Below are 14,886 nucleotides of genomic sequence, written 5' to 3'. Positions count from 1 at the left end.
GGTCTTGCGTTGCCCTGTCGTTCGCACGGGCCGAAGCAGGTTTCCTTGACTTGCATCAAGATCGACCCGGCGCAACGGGACAAATTGTCTCTTCCCGATACATCATATCCGGACATAGCGTTTTCGCCATGCGGATCAAACCTCAGTGGGCGATCACCACGGCGCAGTCGGTGGCCTTTTCGTTCTTGGCGCCACAGTTCTGCACCGCCTTTTCGGCAGAGCCCTCGCCCGAGGCAGTGCCGAACGCCCCGGTCGCGGGCGAGATGGCCAGCGCCCCGGTGGTCGCATCATACTCTGCCAGGGCCGCCGTTGCATCGGACGACAGGCTGAACCCGGCCTCTTTCCAGCCTTCGGGGCGGATATAGGCGGCGATTACGCAGGCGGTTTCCGTCACTTTCTTGGCATCGCACTCGGCAAGCGCCGCAACGCCCGCCGACGCGGTGTCGTGGAAATTCGCCGCCGCCACCGTGGCTTCGGACATCAGCCCCTCGTCGGGCGCAATCGCCACCGCGCCATAATAGGGCTGGCCGACGCCCACCGATTTCAGCGCCTCGGCATGATCGGCCGACAACCCGGCTTCGGCCAGAATCTCGACCTCGGCCGTCACCGGCGCGAACAGCAGCGCCTTGGCGGCCTCGCCGGTCAACGGTTCGGCAAGGGCCGGGCTGGCGGCCAGCATGGCAAGGGCAAAGGCGGAACGGAACATGGCGGCAGTCCTTGGTGGTCTCGATCGCGGCCCTTCTAGCCGAAGCCGCGGCTACTGGACAGTCCCCCGGCGCCTGTTAGGGTGCCGCCCACGGATCACGAAACGGAGAGAGATCATGACCCTGGACACCGTCCTTGCCCGCATCGACGACCAGTTGCCGCAGGCGCTGGACCGGCTGATGGATCTTCTGCGCATCCCGTCGATTTCCACCGATCCTGCCTTCAAGCCCGATTGCGCCCGCGCCGCCGACTGGCTGGTGGCCGACCTGCAATCACTGGGCTTTGACGCCTCCGCCCGCCCGACGCCCGGTCATCCGATGGTGGTGGCCCATGGCGGCACCGGCGGGCCGCACCTGTTGTTCTATGGCCACTACGACGTGCAACCCGTTGATCCGCTGTCGCTCTGGGACCGCGACCCCTTTGACCCCGAACTTCAGGACAGCCCCAAGGGCAAGGTCATCCGCGCCCGCGGCGCCTCGGATGACAAGGGCCAGCTGATGACCTTTCTCGAAGCCTTGCGGGCCTGGAAGGCGGTGCATGGCGCGCTTCCCTGCCGCCTGACGATCTTTCTGGAGGGCGAGGAGGAATCCGGCTCGCCAAGCCTTATCCCCTTCCTCAAGGGCAATGCGGACGAGCTCAAGGCCGAGATCGCGCTGATCTGCGACACGGGCCTGTTTCAAGACACCGCGCCGGCCATCGTCACCATGCTGCGCGGGCTTCTGGGCGAGGAACTGACGCTCCGCGCCGCCACGAAAGACCTGCATTCCGGCATGTATGGCGGAGCGGCGCAGAACCCGATCCGGGTCTTGTCGCGCATTCTGGCGGGCATGCATGATGCGACCGGCCGCATCACCATTCCGCAGTTCTATGACGGGGTGAGCGAGCTGCCCGACGCCATCCGCAGCCAATGGCAGGCGCTGGCCTTTGACCATGCGCGTTTCCTTGGCGATGTCGGCCTGTCGGTGCCGGCGGGCGAGCAGGACCGCACGCCGCTGGAGATGATCTGGTCGCGCCCGACGGCCGAGATCAACGGCATCTGGGGCGGCTATACTGGCGACGGGTTCAAGACCGTGCTGCCGGCCGAGGCCCATGCCAAGGTGTCGTTCCGGCTGGTCGGCGATCAGGATCCCGAGGCGCTGCGGCGCCATTTCCGCGCCTGGGTCGAGGCCCAGCTTCCCGCCGATTGCAGCGTGGAATGGAAGGCACATGGCAATTCGCCCGCCGGCGTCATGGCGATCGACAACCCCGCCTTCGAGGCCGCCCGCGCCGCTCTGGGCGAGGAATGGGGTCGCGCTGCGGCCTATGTCGGCTGCGGCGGCTCGATTCCGATTGCGGGCTATTTCAAGACCTATCTCGGGATGGATGCCATGCTCTTGGGCTTTGGCCGCGACGATGACCAGATCCATTCGCCGAACGAGAAATACGACCTCGAATGCTTCCACAAGGGCATCCGCTCCTGGGCGCGGCTGCTGGCGAAACTGGCATGAAGATCCGCTGGGCAGAGGCCGGGGACGAGGCGGAATGGCGGCGGCTCTGGGCCGGGTTTCTGGCCTATTACGACATGAACCTCGCCTCGGAAGTCACGGATTTCACATGGCAAAGGCTGCTGGACCAAGCCTGCCCGATGAAGGCGCGCATGGCCTTTGACGGCGGCGCGCGGGCCTTGGGCTTTGCCATCCACCAACACCACCCCTCGACCTGGGTGATGGGGGATGACTGTTATCTCGAAGACCTGTTCGTCGACCCCGCGGCGCGCGGGCAAGGCGTGGGCCGGGCGCTGATCGCCGACCTTGCCGAACATGCCCGGGCGCAGGGCTGGAACCGGCTTTACTGGAACACCGAGATCACGAACGTCGCCGCGCGCAAGCTTTACGACAGCTTCACGCCAGATGACGGCCATATCCGCTATCGCCTGACGCTCTGAGCGGCGCTCCTCGGGCAACGAGGGAAGCAAACGCATCTTGCCTGCGGGCCAGAGAATCGCCCGAAATTCCGGAGGTCCAAAAACCAAAAAGCCCCCGCAAGGGGGGCTTTGAGGAAGTGGCGCGGTGGACGGGGCTCGAACCCGCGACCCCCGGCGTGACAGGCCGGTACTCTAACCGACTGAGCTACCACCGCGCATGGGCACGTTCAGGGGATTGGAAAAACTGGCGCGGTGGACGGGGCTCGAACCCGCGACCCCCGGCGTGACAGGCCGGTACTCTAACCGACTGAGCTACCACCGCGCATCGTCTTTCCGGGTCGCCCCGGCGTGGGGTGGGTATTACGGAAGGGGCGCGGCGGCGTCAAGCGGGAAAGCGGTTGGAAAGCCGGGGAAAATCACCGCTCGGGCGCGGGGATGAATTCGGCCGCATCGCCGGGCGGCAGGTGGAAGCGGCCATGCGCCCAGTCGCCCGCCCGCCAGGCCTCTTTCGCCGCCTCGATCCGCTCTTTCGAGGAGGCGACGAAGTTCCACCAGATATGCCGCGGCCCTTCCATCGTGGCCCCGCCCAGCACCATCAGCCGCGCGCCCTGCCCGCCTGCCGTGACCGCAACCGCATCGCCCGGACGGAACACCAGCATCCGCCCCGCCTCATAGGGAACCCCGCCCGACGTTACCGAGCCGGACAGGATATAGACCCCGCGGTCCTCGTGATTGTCCGGCAGGGGCAGGCTTGCGCCGGGCGCAAGGGTGGCATCGGCATAGACAGTTTCCGAGGCAGTCGGCACCGGTGCGGTTTCGCCCCAGGCGCTGCCCAGAATCAGCCGCACGGTCTTGCCCTCGCCCTCGAGCAGCGGAAGCGCGGCCTCGGGCGCGTTGTGGAAGCCCGGCGCGCGGTCCTCCTGATCCAGGGGCAGCGCCAGCCAGGTCTGCAGCCCGAACATCGCATGCGGCGCGGTGCGCATCGGCCCGTCAGTGCGTTCCGAATGGGTGATGCCATGACCCGCCGTCATCAGGTTCACCTCGCCGGGGGTGATCCACTGGTCGGTGCCAAGGCTGTCGCGGTGATGCATCCGGCCTTTCATGAGATAGGTGACGGTCGCCAGCCCGATATGGGGATGCGGCCGCACGTCGATGCCCTGCCCGGTCAGGAACTCGGCCGGGCCCATCTGGTCAAAGAAGATGAAGGGGCCGACCATCTGGCGGGCGACTGACGGCAGCGCCCGGCGCACCTCGAAGCCGCCAAGGTCGCGCGCCCGCGGCACGATCACGGTTTCGATGGCATCCACCGCATTGCCAATCGGCACAGTCGGGTCAAGAAGGGGGTTCCAGCTCATGGCGGTCTCCTGTCAGCTTTGGCGATGATATAGGAAACTGCACCCTGCGTCCCAGTCCGCGACAGCGCGCAGGTCTTGTGCAAAGCGGGACTGGTGGGCGGTGAGGGACTCGAACCCCCGACATTCTCGGTGTAAACGAGACGCTCTACCAACTGAGCTAACCGCCCCTGCGGACCACCTAGCAGAGCCGGAAAATCCCGGCAAGCGCATATCCGGCCGGTGATATTGCCTGGCGCCCCGGTGCTGCCCCAGTTTGGCCCAGCCTTCCTGGCACAAAGCCTTGAGCGGTTCCTGCCGAGGACGGGAACAACAGCGCAGACCACCCCGCGGGAGTGAACCATGGTCCAGACTCTGATCCGCCTGCCCTTCCTGGGCGCAACCACGGTGACGCAGACCGTCGGCGGCGGCTACAGCCATAGTGGCAGCCAATATTATTCCTACGATTTCGACCTCGATTTCGGCCAAGAGATTCTGGCGGTGGCACGTGGCCGGGTGGTGGCGATGAGCGAGGTCGTGGTGGATGGCGGGTCGGCCTCCTATGCCGGCGACCCCTCGCTCGGGCCGTCCAGCATCGGCAACTTCGTGACGCTGGAGCATGAGATCAACGGGCGCACCTTCTATTCGTCCTATTTCCACCTGCGCCAGGGCTCGGTGCCGCTGAGCGTCGGGGCGGTGGTGGAGGAGGGCGCCGTGCTGGGGCAAGTCGGCAATACCGGCGCGCGGTCGGGCACGCACCTACATTTCCAGGTCGCATGCAGCCTTGTGCAGTGGCAGGCCGGGCTGATTGCCGATGCCGCCGCCACGACCGCCAATGCGACGCTTGCCGCCGATCTGCGTTTTGAAGGCTATGACACGATTTCGGTGCTGGCCGCTGGCAGCAGCGTGGCGGCCGGGGCCGCGGGCGATATCGCCGCCAACACCGGCACCGGGGCGGTGCTGGCATTGAATAGCCCCGGCACGGGCAGCATCGCGCTGGCCCGCGACATGGACTGGTTCCGCATCGAAGTGCAGGACGGCCAAAGCTACGTCCTGACTGTCGATGCCGCCGAGGGGTCGGGGCTTGACGCCTATCTGCGGCTTTACGATGCCGATGGCGCCTTGCTGGCCGTGGATGACGACAGCGGCGCAGGACAGAATGCAAGGCTGAGCTTCGTCGCCAACCAGACTACGGACCTGTTTTTGTCGGCGGCGGGGGATGGCAGCTCGCTCGGGGCCTATACCGTCCGCTTCACGCCCAAGGGCGTGCTGCGCACCGGTACGGACGGGGCCGATACGCTGGACGGTGGGCTTGGCGCCGATACGCTGCGGGGCGGTTCCGGCAATGACCGGCTTTCCGGTCATGAGGCCGCCGACCGGCTGTTCGCTGGCCGCGGGGCGGACGCGCTTTTCGGCGGCACCGGGGCTGACCGGCTGGAGGGCGGACTGGGCCGTGACACGCTTGCGGGCGGCGCTGGCGCCGACATTTTCGTCTTCCGGCAGGGCGACGGGCTCGATTCCCTGCGCGATTTCCAGAACGGCACCGACCGGATCGCGCTGTCCGGAGTTGCGGGCTTTGCGGCCCTTGCCTTCTCTGCCGGCGAGGGTGGCCTCTGGCTGGATTACGGCGCGGGCAGCGTATTCCTGCACGATGTCACCCTGTCCCAGATGGATGCCGGCGATTTCCAGTTCAGCTGAAAGCCGGCCCTGCAACGCAAAAAGCGCGCCCGGTGCGGGGCGCGCTTTCGCTAGGATGGTGGGCGATAACGGATTTGAACCGCTGACATCTTCGATGTGAACGAAGCGCTCTACCGCTGAGCTAATCGCCCGATGGGGCGGCTTTTAGCTGGCTTCCCCGGGCTCCGCAAGGGGCTCTTTTTCCGCTTTTTTCTTGCCCGCCACCCCGGCCCCGCGATGCAGTTTCAACCGCATCGGGCCGTCGCCGCCCTCGGCCTTGCCGGGGGCCACGCGCAGCTTGCCCAAGGGCGGCAGCACCAGCGTTTCGCCGGCGTCGAGCGATTTGCCAAGCTCTTCCAGCGTGGCGGCCACTGTGCCGCGGATGTCCTTGATCTTGCCGCCCGTCGCCTCGGCCACGCGCGCAATCAGATCCTTCGGGCGCAGCGTGCCGCCGGCGGTCGGCTTGGAAACCTCAACCGGCCCCGCGGCGGCCTTGGCGGCGCCTGCCGGCTTGGCGCCGGTCCGGGCGGGTTTGGCACCGGAATTCGCCGCGGGTTTGCCTGCGGCGGTCGCGGCCTTGGCGGCGGGCTTTTTCGGGGGGGCGCTTGGCATGCGGTCCTCTCTCATGGCGTGATGATGCGATCTCTGGCGGTGACATTGACAGTGAGTCGTCTGAATTGTCTATATTTTGGCAACGGCGGCCCGAGAAATTCTTCACAAGACAAACAAAAGGGGCGCGAAGATGCCGATCGTCGCGCCCCTTTCCAGTCCTGTGGCCGCTCAGTGCGCCGTCTGGCCGGCGGCGAGTTCCGCCGCTGCATTGCGCGCCGCCGCCGCCGCCTCTTCGGCGGCCTCGTCCCATTCCACCGGCTCGGGCTGGCGCACCAGCGCCTGGGCCAGAACCTCGCGGACATGGGTGACCGGGATGATCTTCAGGCCTTCCTTCACATTGTCCGGAATCTCCGCCAGATCCTTGGCGTTTTCCTCCGGGATGAAGACAGTCTTGATCCCGCCGCGCAGCGCAGCCAGCAGCTTTTCCTTCAACCCGCCGATGGCGCTGGCATTGCCGCGCAGCGTCACCTCGCCGGTCATGGCGATGTCCTTGCGCACCGCGATGCCGGTCAGCACCGAGACGATGGCGGTGACCATCGCCAGACCCGCGCTCGGCCCGTCCTTGGGCGTCGCGCCGTCGGGGACGTGGACGTGAATGTCCATCGTCTCGAACTTCGGCGGCTTCACCCCAATCTGCGGGCTGATCGAGCGGACATAGCTCGACGCGGCCTCGATCGATTCCTTCATCACCTCGCCCAGCTTGCCGGTGGTCTTCATCCGGCCCTTGCCGGGCAGGCGCAGGGCCTCGATCTGCAGAAGATCCCCGCCGACCGACGTCCAGGCCAGACCGGTAACCACGCCGACCTGATCTTCCTTTTCAGCCAGGCCATAGCGGTGGCGCTGCACGCCAAGGTATTGCTCGACCTTGGCTTCATCGACCTCGACCGCCTTGGTGTTCTTCTTCAGGATGTCGGTCACTGCCTTGCGCGCCAGTTTGGCAATCTCGCGCTCAAGGTTCCGCACGCCCGCCTCGCGGGTGTAATAGCGGATGACATGGGTCAGCGCCGCGTCGGAGACCGCGAATTCGCCCTTCTTCAACCCGTTCGCCTCGACCTGCTTCGGCAACAGGTGCTGCCTGGCGATCTCGCGCTTTTCGTCCTCGGTGTAGCCGGCGACCGAAATGATCTCCATCCGGTCCAGAAGCGGGCCGGGCATGTTGTAGCTGTTGGCCGTGGTGATGAACATCACGTTCGACAGATCGTATTCCACTTCCATGTAGTGGTCGACGAAGGTCGAGTTCTGTTCGGGGTCCAGCACCTCGAGCATCGCGCTTGCCGGATCGCCGCGGAAATCCTGGCCCATCTTGTCGATTTCATCGAGCAGGATCAGCGGGTTGGTGGTTTTGGCTTTTTTCAGCGCCTGAATGATCTTGCCGGGCATCGAGCCGATATAGGTCCGCCGGTGGCCGCGGATCTCGGATTCGTCACGCACCCCGCCAAGCGAGATGCGGATGAACTCGCGCCCCGTCGCCCGCGCGACCGAGCGGCCGAGCGAGGTTTTCCCGACACCGGGCGGGCCGACGAGGCACAGGATCGGGCCTTTCAGCTTGGCCGAACGGGCCTGCACCGCCAGATATTCGACGATGCGTTCCTTGACCTTGTCCAGACCGTAGTGATCGGCATCCAGCACCTTCTGCGCCGCGTTCAGGTCTTTCTTGACGCGGGATTGCTCGCCCCACGGCACGCCCAGAAGCCAGTCGAGATAGTTGCGCACGACGGTCGCCTCGGCGCTCATCGGCGACATCGACTTCAGCTTCTTCAGCTCGCCCTCGGCCTTTTCGCGCGCCTCTTTCGAGAACTTGGTGGCCTTGATGCGGTCCTCCAGCTCCTTCAGCTCGTTCTGGCCTTCCTCGCCGTCGCCCAGTTCCTTCTGAATGGCCTTCATCTGCTCGTTCAGATAGTACTCGCGCTGGGTCTTCTCCATCTGGGTCTTGACGCGCGACTTGATCTTCTTTTCGACCTGCAGGACCGACATTTCACCCTGCATGTGGCCGTAGACCTTTTCCAGCCGTTCGGCCACGTCGAGCGTTTCCAGAATGGCCTGCTTCTGCGCCACGTCGATGCCGAGATGACCGGCGACCAGATCGGCCAGCCGCGCCGGTTCGCGGGTTTCGCTGACCGCGCCAAGCGCCTCTTCGGGAATGTTCTTGCGGATCTTGGCGTAACGCTCGAACTCGTCGGCGACCGCCCGCACCAGGGCCTCGACCGAGGCCTTGTCGCCTTCAACCTCGCCCAGCCGCTGGGCGCGGGCCTCGAAGAAGGCGGGGTTTTCGACGAATTCGGTGATCTTCACCCGGGTCTTGCCCTCGACCAGCACCTTCACGGTGCCGTCGGGCAGTTTCAGGAGTTGCAGCACATTGGCCAGAACCCCGGTGCGATAGATGCCCTCGGTCGTCGGGTCATCGACCGACGGGTCGATCTGGGAGGACAGCAGGATCTGCCGGTCCTCGGCCATCACCTCTTCCAGCGCGCGGACCGACTTTTCGCGGCCCACGAAGAGAGGGACGATCATATGCGGGAAAACCACGATGTCGCGCAGCGGCAGAACCGGGTGGGTCGTGGCGCTGGCAGTCGGGGCGATGGTGTCAGTCATTTTCGCGTTTCCTTGTCGGCAGGAGGGCCCCGCCCCGGCAATCGGCAGCGTTCCGGCCTTCCCCTCGGCCTGTTTACTTGGGGGCGTGGCGGCCCTGAGTCAACCACGCCGGTCGATCACATTTTGCGCTGATCCCGTGGCGGGAACAAGGCGGGATATCGGGCGCATTCGATGCAGACCGGCCGGGCCGACCCTGCCTCAGATCGGCTCGATATCGCCTGCCGCCCGTTGCGCGTGGAACCCGGCGACGAATCCGGCCAGCCGCCCCTCGCCGATGGCATCGCGCAGGCCCTGCATCAACTCCTGAAAGTAATGCAGGTTGTGCCAGGTCAGCAGCATCGAGGCGATGATCTCGTCGGCCTTCACCACATGGTGCAGATAGGCGCGGGAATAATTCCGGCAGGCCGGGCAGGTGCAATCGGCATCGAGCGGCCGCGGGTCGTCCTTGTGGCGGGCGTTCTTCAGGTTCACCGCGCCCATCCGCGTCCAGGCCTGCCCGGTGCGGCCCGAGCGCGAGGGCAGGACGCAATCCATCATGTCGATGCCGCGCTCCACCGCGCCGACGATGTCGTCGGGCTTGCCCACCCCCATCAGGTAGCGCGGCTTGCCTTCCGGCAGGAAGCCCGGCGCATAGTCCAAGACCGAGAACATCGCCTCCTGCCCCTCGCCCACCGCCAGCCCGCCGACGGCATAGCCGTCAAAGCCGATGCCGGTCAGCGCCCGGGCCGATTCCTCGCGCAGATCGCGGTTCACGCCGCCTTGCATGATGCCAAAGAGCGCATGGCCCGGTCGGTCGCCGAAGGCATCGCGCGAGCGCTGCGCCCACCGCATCGACAGCCGCATGGACTTGGCCACCACCTCGTCGGTTGCCGGCAAGGCCGGGCATTCGTCGAAACACATCACGATATCCGAACCCAGGAGCTTCTGGATCTCCATGCTGCGTTCGGGCGACAGCATGTGTTTCGATCCATCGACGTGGCTGGAAAACCGCACGCCCTCCTCGGTCAGCTTGCGCAGCGAGGCCAGCGACATCACCTGAAAGCCGCCGCTGTCGGTCAGGATCGGGCGGTGCCAGTTCATGAAGCGGTGCAGGCCGCCCAGATGGGCAATCCGCTCGGCCGTCGGGCGCAGCATCAGGTGATAGGTGTTGCCCAGAAGAATGTCGGCCCCGGTGGCACGCACCGAATCCGGCATCATCGCCTTCACCGTGCCCGCGGTGCCGACCGGCATGAACGCCGGGGTCCTGATCTCGCCGCGCGGGGTGGCGATCACGCCCGTCCGCGCCGCGCCGTCTGTTGCCTTCAGGGTAAAGCCAAAGCCCGTTGCCATGTCGCCTCTCCGGTTCAGGTTGCCCTTCTGGGCGAATGGGGGCAAAAAGCCAAGAGGGAAGCGGGTTTCCCATGGGTGCAAGATGGATGACGCCGAACCGAAGGACCGCCGCAAGGCGGGCGACCGCCGCCGCGAGATCGCGCAGGCCGCGCTGCGCTGTCTGGAACGGGTGGGCTATGCCGAGCTGACCGCCCGCAAGATCGCCGCGGAAGCGCAGATGTCGCTTGGCCATATCAGCTATCACTTCACCGGCATGGACGAGGTTCTGGCCGAGGCCTGCCGGCTGGCCTCCGAACAGTTCCAGGTGGCGGCCGAAGCCCGGATCAGCCTGCCCGGCGCGACGCCGGCCGAGCGGCTGGAGGCGTTCCTGAAGGCCGGCTTCACCGAGGATTTCCTGTCGCCCGGTCCCCTGCGCACCCGCATCGACCTGTGGTCGGCCGCCATCGCCCACCCCGCCGTCGCCGCGGCCGAGCGCGCGCTGCACGACCGCTACCGGGCGCAGGTCGAGGCGCTCTTGCATCAGGTCTCCGACCCCTGGAAGACCGACCGCATCCCGATGGTGAGCGATCTCATCATGGCCACGCTCGACGGGCTCTGGCTGGACTGGATGCGCCGGCGCGACGAACAGGCGGTCAGGAACGGGCTGGAGGCCTGCGTGCTGTTCGCGCGCCTGCGGCTGGGCGGCACCTGACCGGTACGGGGTGCGCGAGCATAAGGCGCGCGCTGCCCTTGGCGAAGGTGCTGCAGACAGTTCACTTTTCTTGCATGAAGCTGCATTGCAATGCTAGCGTTCAACCCAAGGGCGCATTCCGGCTCGTCAGGCCAGCCCGTTCGCAGGAAGTGACGGATGCCGACGACCTTTGAGACCGATCTTTCCGGCGATGCCCCCGCCAGCGCCACGACGGCCTTTCTGATCGACATCGGCGGCACCGCGCAGGGGGAAATCGGCACGGCGGGCGACACGGATTTCATCGCCGTCGATCTGGTGGCGGGCGAAAGCTACTGCTTCGCCATGGTCGGCATCGGCCTTGAATGCCTGACCAACCCCCTGCTGCGGCTGATCGCGCCGGATGGCAGCACGGAACTTGCCCTGAACGACGACGGCCTGCCCAACCTGAACGCGACATTCTCCTTCACCGCGACCGTGACCGGGCGGTATTATCTCGCCGCCTCGGCCACTGGCACCGGAACCGGCAGCTATGGAGTCGCGGCCAGCGCGGGCGACAAGGCCAATGTCGATCTGGCGATGATCGCGGGCGTGCTGGACAGCCACGCCGCCTGGACCGACACCCGCGGCAGCGGGGTCAACCTGAGCTTCGGGTTTTCCGACAGCATCGACCATGGCCAGACCGGCTTCCAGCACTTCACCGAGGCGCAGAAGGAGACCACCCGCGCCGTCCTGGCGCATTTCGCCGAGATCACCGGGCTGAGCTTCACCGAGGTCAATCCCGGCGGCTATACCGACGAGGCGGTGCTGCTTTACGGCAATTACAGCGCCGAGGATGGCAGTGGGGCCTGGGGCGGCCTGCCGGCGGACCCGGACTTTGCCTCGACCTCCGGCGATGTCTGGGTGAACACCGCTGCGCCGCCGACCGAGGCGCCGCAGCCCGGCAGCTGGTATTACCAGATGATGCTGCACGAGATCGGTCACAGCATGGGCCTGACGCATCCGGGGCTTTACGATGCCGGGGGTGGCAGCGCGATCAGCTTTGGCGCGGACGCCCGGTTCTGGCAGGACAGCGCGCAGTTCACGGTGATGAGCTATTTCGCCGCCGATGAGCCGCAAGGCGCGGGCCTGCCCGAAGGCGTCGGCGGCTCGGGCTTGCAGGCCGACACGCTGGGCATCTGTGACATGCTGGCCCTGCAACAGATCTACGGCGCAAACAGCGCGACGCGGGCCGGCGATACCGTCTATGGCTTCGGCGCGACGGCGGGCGGGGTCTATGACTTCGTGCAGAACCTCGATCCCATGCTGACGATCTGGGATGGCGGCGGCCATGACAGGCTGGACCTGTCGCGCTATGCCGCCGATCAGCAGATCTCGCTGGCCGCCGGCAGCCAGTCCAGCGTCGGCGGCTTCGTCCTGAACCTCGGCATCGCCTTCGGGGCGGTGATCGAAGAGGCGCGCGGCGGGCGCGGCGATGACCGGATGACCGGCAATGCGGTGGCCAACGACCTAAGTGGCAATGACGGCGCCGATGTGATCGACGGCGGGGCGGGCAACGACAGCCTTTATGGCGGGGCGGGTTCGGACAGCCTTTACGGCGGCGCGGGCGATGACCTGTTGGCGGGCGATGACAGCGCCACCGGCGTCGCCGCGCCAGAGGTGTTCCGGCTGGTCGCCACCGATGCAGCGGCGGGTGCGGCGCTGGACCTCGGCTCGGCCACGCTCTTTCCGACGCAGTCCTTCACGCTGGAACTGGTCTGGCAGCAAGCGGCGCTTGGCAATGAACATTATGTCCTGCAATTCGGCAATTTCGCGCTTTACCGCCATGCCGACGGCGCGGCCTCGATCCTGTTCGGCGGCGCCGAGGTGGAGGACTGGCACTATGGCATCCTGCCCCCTGCCCTGACCGACGGCGCGGCGCATCGCCTGTCGATCAGCTTTGACGACCTGACCGGGGCGCTGAGCATCTATCTTGACGGCGTGCGCACTGCCGAGCGGGTGTTTCCGACGACGACGCGCGGTCTTGACGTGGTGGCGGGCATCGTGATCGACGATCAGGCGGCCGTCGGCGACATCCGGCTGTTCGACCATGCCCGTTCGGCGCAGGATATCTGGGACAATGCCTGGACCCACCTGCCCGACCCGCTGAACACCGCGGGGCTGTTGCACAACTGGCAAGGCGACGGCAGCGGCAATCTGGTCAATGTCTTCGACATCCTGCCCGACCTGACCGGCACCGGCCCCGTCGGGACCCTTGATGTCACCCTGCAGGCGCAATCGGTGGGCAACGTGATGCAGGGCGGGGCCGGCAATGACAGCTACCATGTGTTCTCGACGCTCGACACCGTGCAGGAACTGGCCGGTCAGGGCACGGACGAAGTGCTGGCCCATGTCGATTTTGCGCTGGCCAGCGGTCAGGCGGTGGAGCGGCTCACCGTCGCCGAAGGCAGCGGCGGCATCACGCTGGCAGGCAACGGGGCGGCGAACCGGCTGACCAGCTCGGCCAGCGATGCCGACACGCTGGCGGGCGGCGGCGGCAATGACAGCTATCACCTTTACCACAGCGAGGACCGGGTGGAGGAGGCGGCGGGTGGCGGCACGGACACGATCTTTGCCCATGTGAACCACGTTCTCGCCGCGGGCTCTGCTGTCGAGACCCTGCGCGCGCTGGGGTCGCAGGCGCTGACCCTTGTCGGCAACGGCCTTGCCAACCGGCTTGTCGGCAGCACGGGCCATGGCGACACGCTGGCGGGCGGCGCCGGCAATGACCGTTTCTATCTCTACAACGCTGCCGCGCGGGTGACAGAGGCGGCGGCGGGCGGGCTGGACCGGCTTTATGCCTATGCCGACTGCAGCCTTGCCGCCGGCAGCCATGTCGAGGAACTGCACGCCATGGGCAACGCCGGGCGCGATCTGACCGGCAATGAACTGGCCAACATCTTCTACAGCAATGCACTGCGCGCCGACACGCTGCGCGGGGGCGGCGGCGATGACATCTACCACCTGCGCCATCTCGGCGACCGGGTGATCGAGGCGGCGGGCGGTGGCCATGACATCCTGTACGCCGCCGTCAGCCACAGTCTTGCCGCGGGCAGCCAGGTCGAGGAGCTGCACGCCGCCGGCCCGGCCGCACTCAGCCTGACCGGCAACGCGCGCGCCAACGCGCTTTATGGCAGCGCCAGCCATGCCGATACGCTGGCGGGCGGCGATGGCAATGACCTGTATGTCATCGCCGCCGCCGGGCAGCAGGTGATCGAGGCCGCGGGCGGTGGTCTGGACTGGCTTGACGCCGCAGTGGATTACGCCCTGGCCGCCGGCGTGGCGGTCGAGGAGATCCGGTCAACCGGCGCGTCGGGCCTGCACCTGACCGGCAACGGCCTTGCCAATCAGCTCCACGGCAACGCCGCCTTTGCCGACACGCTGGCCGGCGGCGCGGGCAATGACACCTACTGGCTTTCCCATGCCGGCGCCGCAGTGATCGAAGCGGCGGGTGGCGGGCGGGATGTGGTGATGACCTCAGTCAACCACACCCTCGGCGCCGGCATGGCGGTCGAGGAACTGCGCGCCACCGGCACCGCCGGGCTGCGCTTGACCGGCAACGCGCTGGCCAACCGCATCTTCGGCGGCATCGGCGCCGACAGCCTGAGCGGCGGTGCAGGACTGGACCATCTTTATGGCGGCGAGGATGTGGCGGCCGACCGGTTCGTGTTCGCCAGTCTCGCCGACAGTCTGGTCGGGCCGACCCGCGATGTGATCCATGACTTCACCACCGGCATCGACCAGATCGACCTGCGCACGCTTGACGCCAACGCGGGCCTTGCCGGCAATCAGGCCTTCGGCTTCAGCCCAGCCGGGCCTTTCGCCTTTGGCCTCTGGCTGGTGGTGGAGCTGGCGCAGGTCATCGTCAGCGGCGATGTCACCGGCGACGGGCTGGCCGATTTCGAGATCGGGCTGGCCGGGATCACCGGCCTTGGGGCGGGTGATTTCCTGCTCTGAGCCCCCTGCCCTGAAAATCGCACCGGAACGCAGATCGGCCCCCGCTTGCGCAGGGGCCGACCTGTCGGATTGCC

General features: G+C 66.7%; 10 protein-coding genes and 4 tRNA genes. 5 read left to right on the top strand and 9 right to left on the bottom strand.

The genetic code is table 11. The features are described 5' to 3' along the window. Window positions 1–142 precede the first annotated feature (142 nt). A complete protein-coding gene (locus G4Z14_RS01745; protein ID WP_164623026.1) occupies window positions 143–706 on the bottom strand; it encodes a 5-aminolevulic acid synthase in 564 nt (187 codons plus the stop codon). A gap of 115 nt (window positions 707–821) precedes the next feature. Here G4Z14_RS01745 and G4Z14_RS01740 point away from each other — a divergent pair, with 115 nt between their 5' ends. Both G4Z14_RS01740 and G4Z14_RS01735 read left to right on the top strand, forming a co-directional pair. Continuing rightward, entirely contained in the window at window positions 822–2,192 is a 1,371-nt protein-coding gene (locus G4Z14_RS01740) for a M20/M25/M40 family metallo-hydrolase (protein WP_164623025.1), read from the top strand. Beyond that, window positions 2,189–2,629, top strand: coding sequence for a GNAT family N-acetyltransferase (locus G4Z14_RS01735; protein ID WP_164623024.1), 441 nt, complete (start codon window positions 2,189–2,191; stop codon window positions 2,627–2,629). Before G4Z14_RS01740 ends, G4Z14_RS01735 begins: the two co-directional genes overlap by 4 nt. 117 nt (window positions 2,630–2,746) lie before the next feature. Here the strand turns inward: G4Z14_RS01735 and G4Z14_RS01730 are convergent. The 4 genes from G4Z14_RS01730 to G4Z14_RS01715 form a co-directional block, all read right to left on the bottom strand. Next, window positions 2,747–2,823 (bottom strand) — tRNA-Asp (locus G4Z14_RS01730). Window positions 2,824–2,853: 30 nt separating this feature from the next. Continuing rightward, a tRNA-Asp gene (locus G4Z14_RS01725) sits at window positions 2,854–2,930 on the bottom strand. Window positions 2,931–3,024: 94 nt separating this feature from the next. Further along, complete coding sequence (locus tag G4Z14_RS01720; protein WP_164623023.1) at window positions 3,025–3,963, bottom strand: pirin family protein; 939 nt, start codon at window positions 3,961–3,963, stop codon at window positions 3,025–3,027. 91 nt (window positions 3,964–4,054) lie between these two features. Further along, window positions 4,055–4,130 (bottom strand) — tRNA-Val (locus G4Z14_RS01715). 172 nt (window positions 4,131–4,302) lie between these two features. On the opposite strand from G4Z14_RS01715, the gene G4Z14_RS01710 reads away from it, so the two are divergent. Next, complete coding sequence (locus tag G4Z14_RS01710; protein ID WP_164623022.1) at window positions 4,303–5,637, top strand: peptidoglycan DD-metalloendopeptidase family protein; 1,335 nt, start codon at window positions 4,303–4,305, stop codon at window positions 5,635–5,637. A gap of 56 nt (window positions 5,638–5,693) precedes the next feature. Here the strand turns inward: G4Z14_RS01710 and G4Z14_RS01705 are convergent. The 4 genes from G4Z14_RS01705 to tgt all read right to left on the bottom strand — a co-directional run bounded on the left by G4Z14_RS01705 (window position 5,694) and on the right by tgt (window position 10,149). Next, window positions 5,694–5,768 (bottom strand) — tRNA-Val (locus G4Z14_RS01705). 13 nt (window positions 5,769–5,781) lie between these two features. Then, the gene (locus G4Z14_RS01700; protein WP_164623021.1) at window positions 5,782–6,228 is read right to left on the bottom strand and encodes an HU family DNA-binding protein; all 447 of its coding nucleotides are present in this window, start codon (window positions 6,226–6,228) and stop codon (window positions 5,782–5,784) included. Between the two features lie 168 nt (window positions 6,229–6,396). Beyond that, window positions 6,397–8,820 carry an endopeptidase La gene (lon, locus tag G4Z14_RS01695; protein WP_164623020.1) on the bottom strand — a complete coding sequence of 808 codons (2,424 nt, stop codon included), beginning with the start codon at window positions 8,818–8,820 and terminating at the stop codon, window positions 6,397–6,399. A 198-nt stretch (window positions 8,821–9,018) separates the two neighbouring features. Beyond that, entirely contained in the window at window positions 9,019–10,149 is a 1,131-nt protein-coding gene (gene tgt, locus G4Z14_RS01690) for a tRNA guanosine(34) transglycosylase Tgt (RefSeq protein ID WP_164623019.1), read from the bottom strand. An 82-nt stretch (window positions 10,150–10,231) separates the two neighbouring features. Here tgt and G4Z14_RS01685 point away from each other — a divergent pair, with 82 nt between their 5' ends. Beyond that, the gene (locus tag G4Z14_RS01685) at window positions 10,232–10,840 is read left to right on the top strand and encodes a TetR/AcrR family transcriptional regulator (protein WP_164623018.1); all 609 of its coding nucleotides are present in this window, start codon (window positions 10,232–10,234) and stop codon (window positions 10,838–10,840) included. Window positions 10,841–10,996: 156 nt separating this feature from the next. Then, window positions 10,997–14,812: a M10 family metallopeptidase C-terminal domain-containing protein gene (locus tag G4Z14_RS01680; RefSeq protein ID WP_164623017.1), complete on the top strand. Its 3,816-nt coding sequence runs from the start codon at window positions 10,997–10,999 to the stop codon at window positions 14,810–14,812. Window positions 14,813–14,886: the final 74 nt, after the last annotated feature.

The organism is Tabrizicola oligotrophica (assembly GCF_011008935.1).
Taxonomy (GTDB): Bacteria; Pseudomonadota; Alphaproteobacteria; order Rhodobacterales; family Rhodobacteraceae; genus Tabrizicola_A; species Tabrizicola_A oligotrophica.
Note: the sequence above shows the minus strand (reverse complement) of the source record. Positions and strands in the feature narration are given on the sequence as shown.

Bases quoted from the DNA above. Each gene is read 5' to 3' on its own strand.
- G4Z14_RS01680 (WP_164623017.1), top strand. From the start codon at position 10,997: ATGCCGACGACCTTTGAGACCGATCTTTCCGGCGATGCCCCCGCCAGC.
- G4Z14_RS01720 (WP_164623023.1), bottom strand. From the start codon at position 3,963: ATGAGCTGGAACCCCCTTCTTGACCCGACTGTGCCGATTGGCAATGCG.
- G4Z14_RS01740 (WP_164623025.1), top strand. From the start codon at position 822: ATGACCCTGGACACCGTCCTTGCCCGCATCGACGACCAGTTGCCGCAG.
- G4Z14_RS01685 (WP_164623018.1), top strand. From the start codon at position 10,232: ATGGATGACGCCGAACCGAAGGACCGCCGCAAGGCGGGCGACCGCCGC.
- G4Z14_RS01735 (WP_164623024.1), top strand. From the start codon at position 2,189: ATGAAGATCCGCTGGGCAGAGGCCGGGGACGAGGCGGAATGGCGGCGG.
- G4Z14_RS01700 (WP_164623021.1), bottom strand. From the start codon at position 6,228: ATGCCAAGCGCCCCCCCGAAAAAGCCCGCCGCCAAGGCCGCGACCGCC.
- lon (WP_164623020.1), bottom strand. From the start codon at position 8,820: ATGACTGACACCATCGCCCCGACTGCCAGCGCCACGACCCACCCGGTT.
- G4Z14_RS01745 (WP_164623026.1), bottom strand. From the start codon at position 706: ATGTTCCGTTCCGCCTTTGCCCTTGCCATGCTGGCCGCCAGCCCGGCC.
- G4Z14_RS01710 (WP_164623022.1), top strand. From the start codon at position 4,303: ATGGTCCAGACTCTGATCCGCCTGCCCTTCCTGGGCGCAACCACGGTG.
- tgt (WP_164623019.1), bottom strand. From the start codon at position 10,149: ATGGCAACGGGCTTTGGCTTTACCCTGAAGGCAACAGACGGCGCGGCG.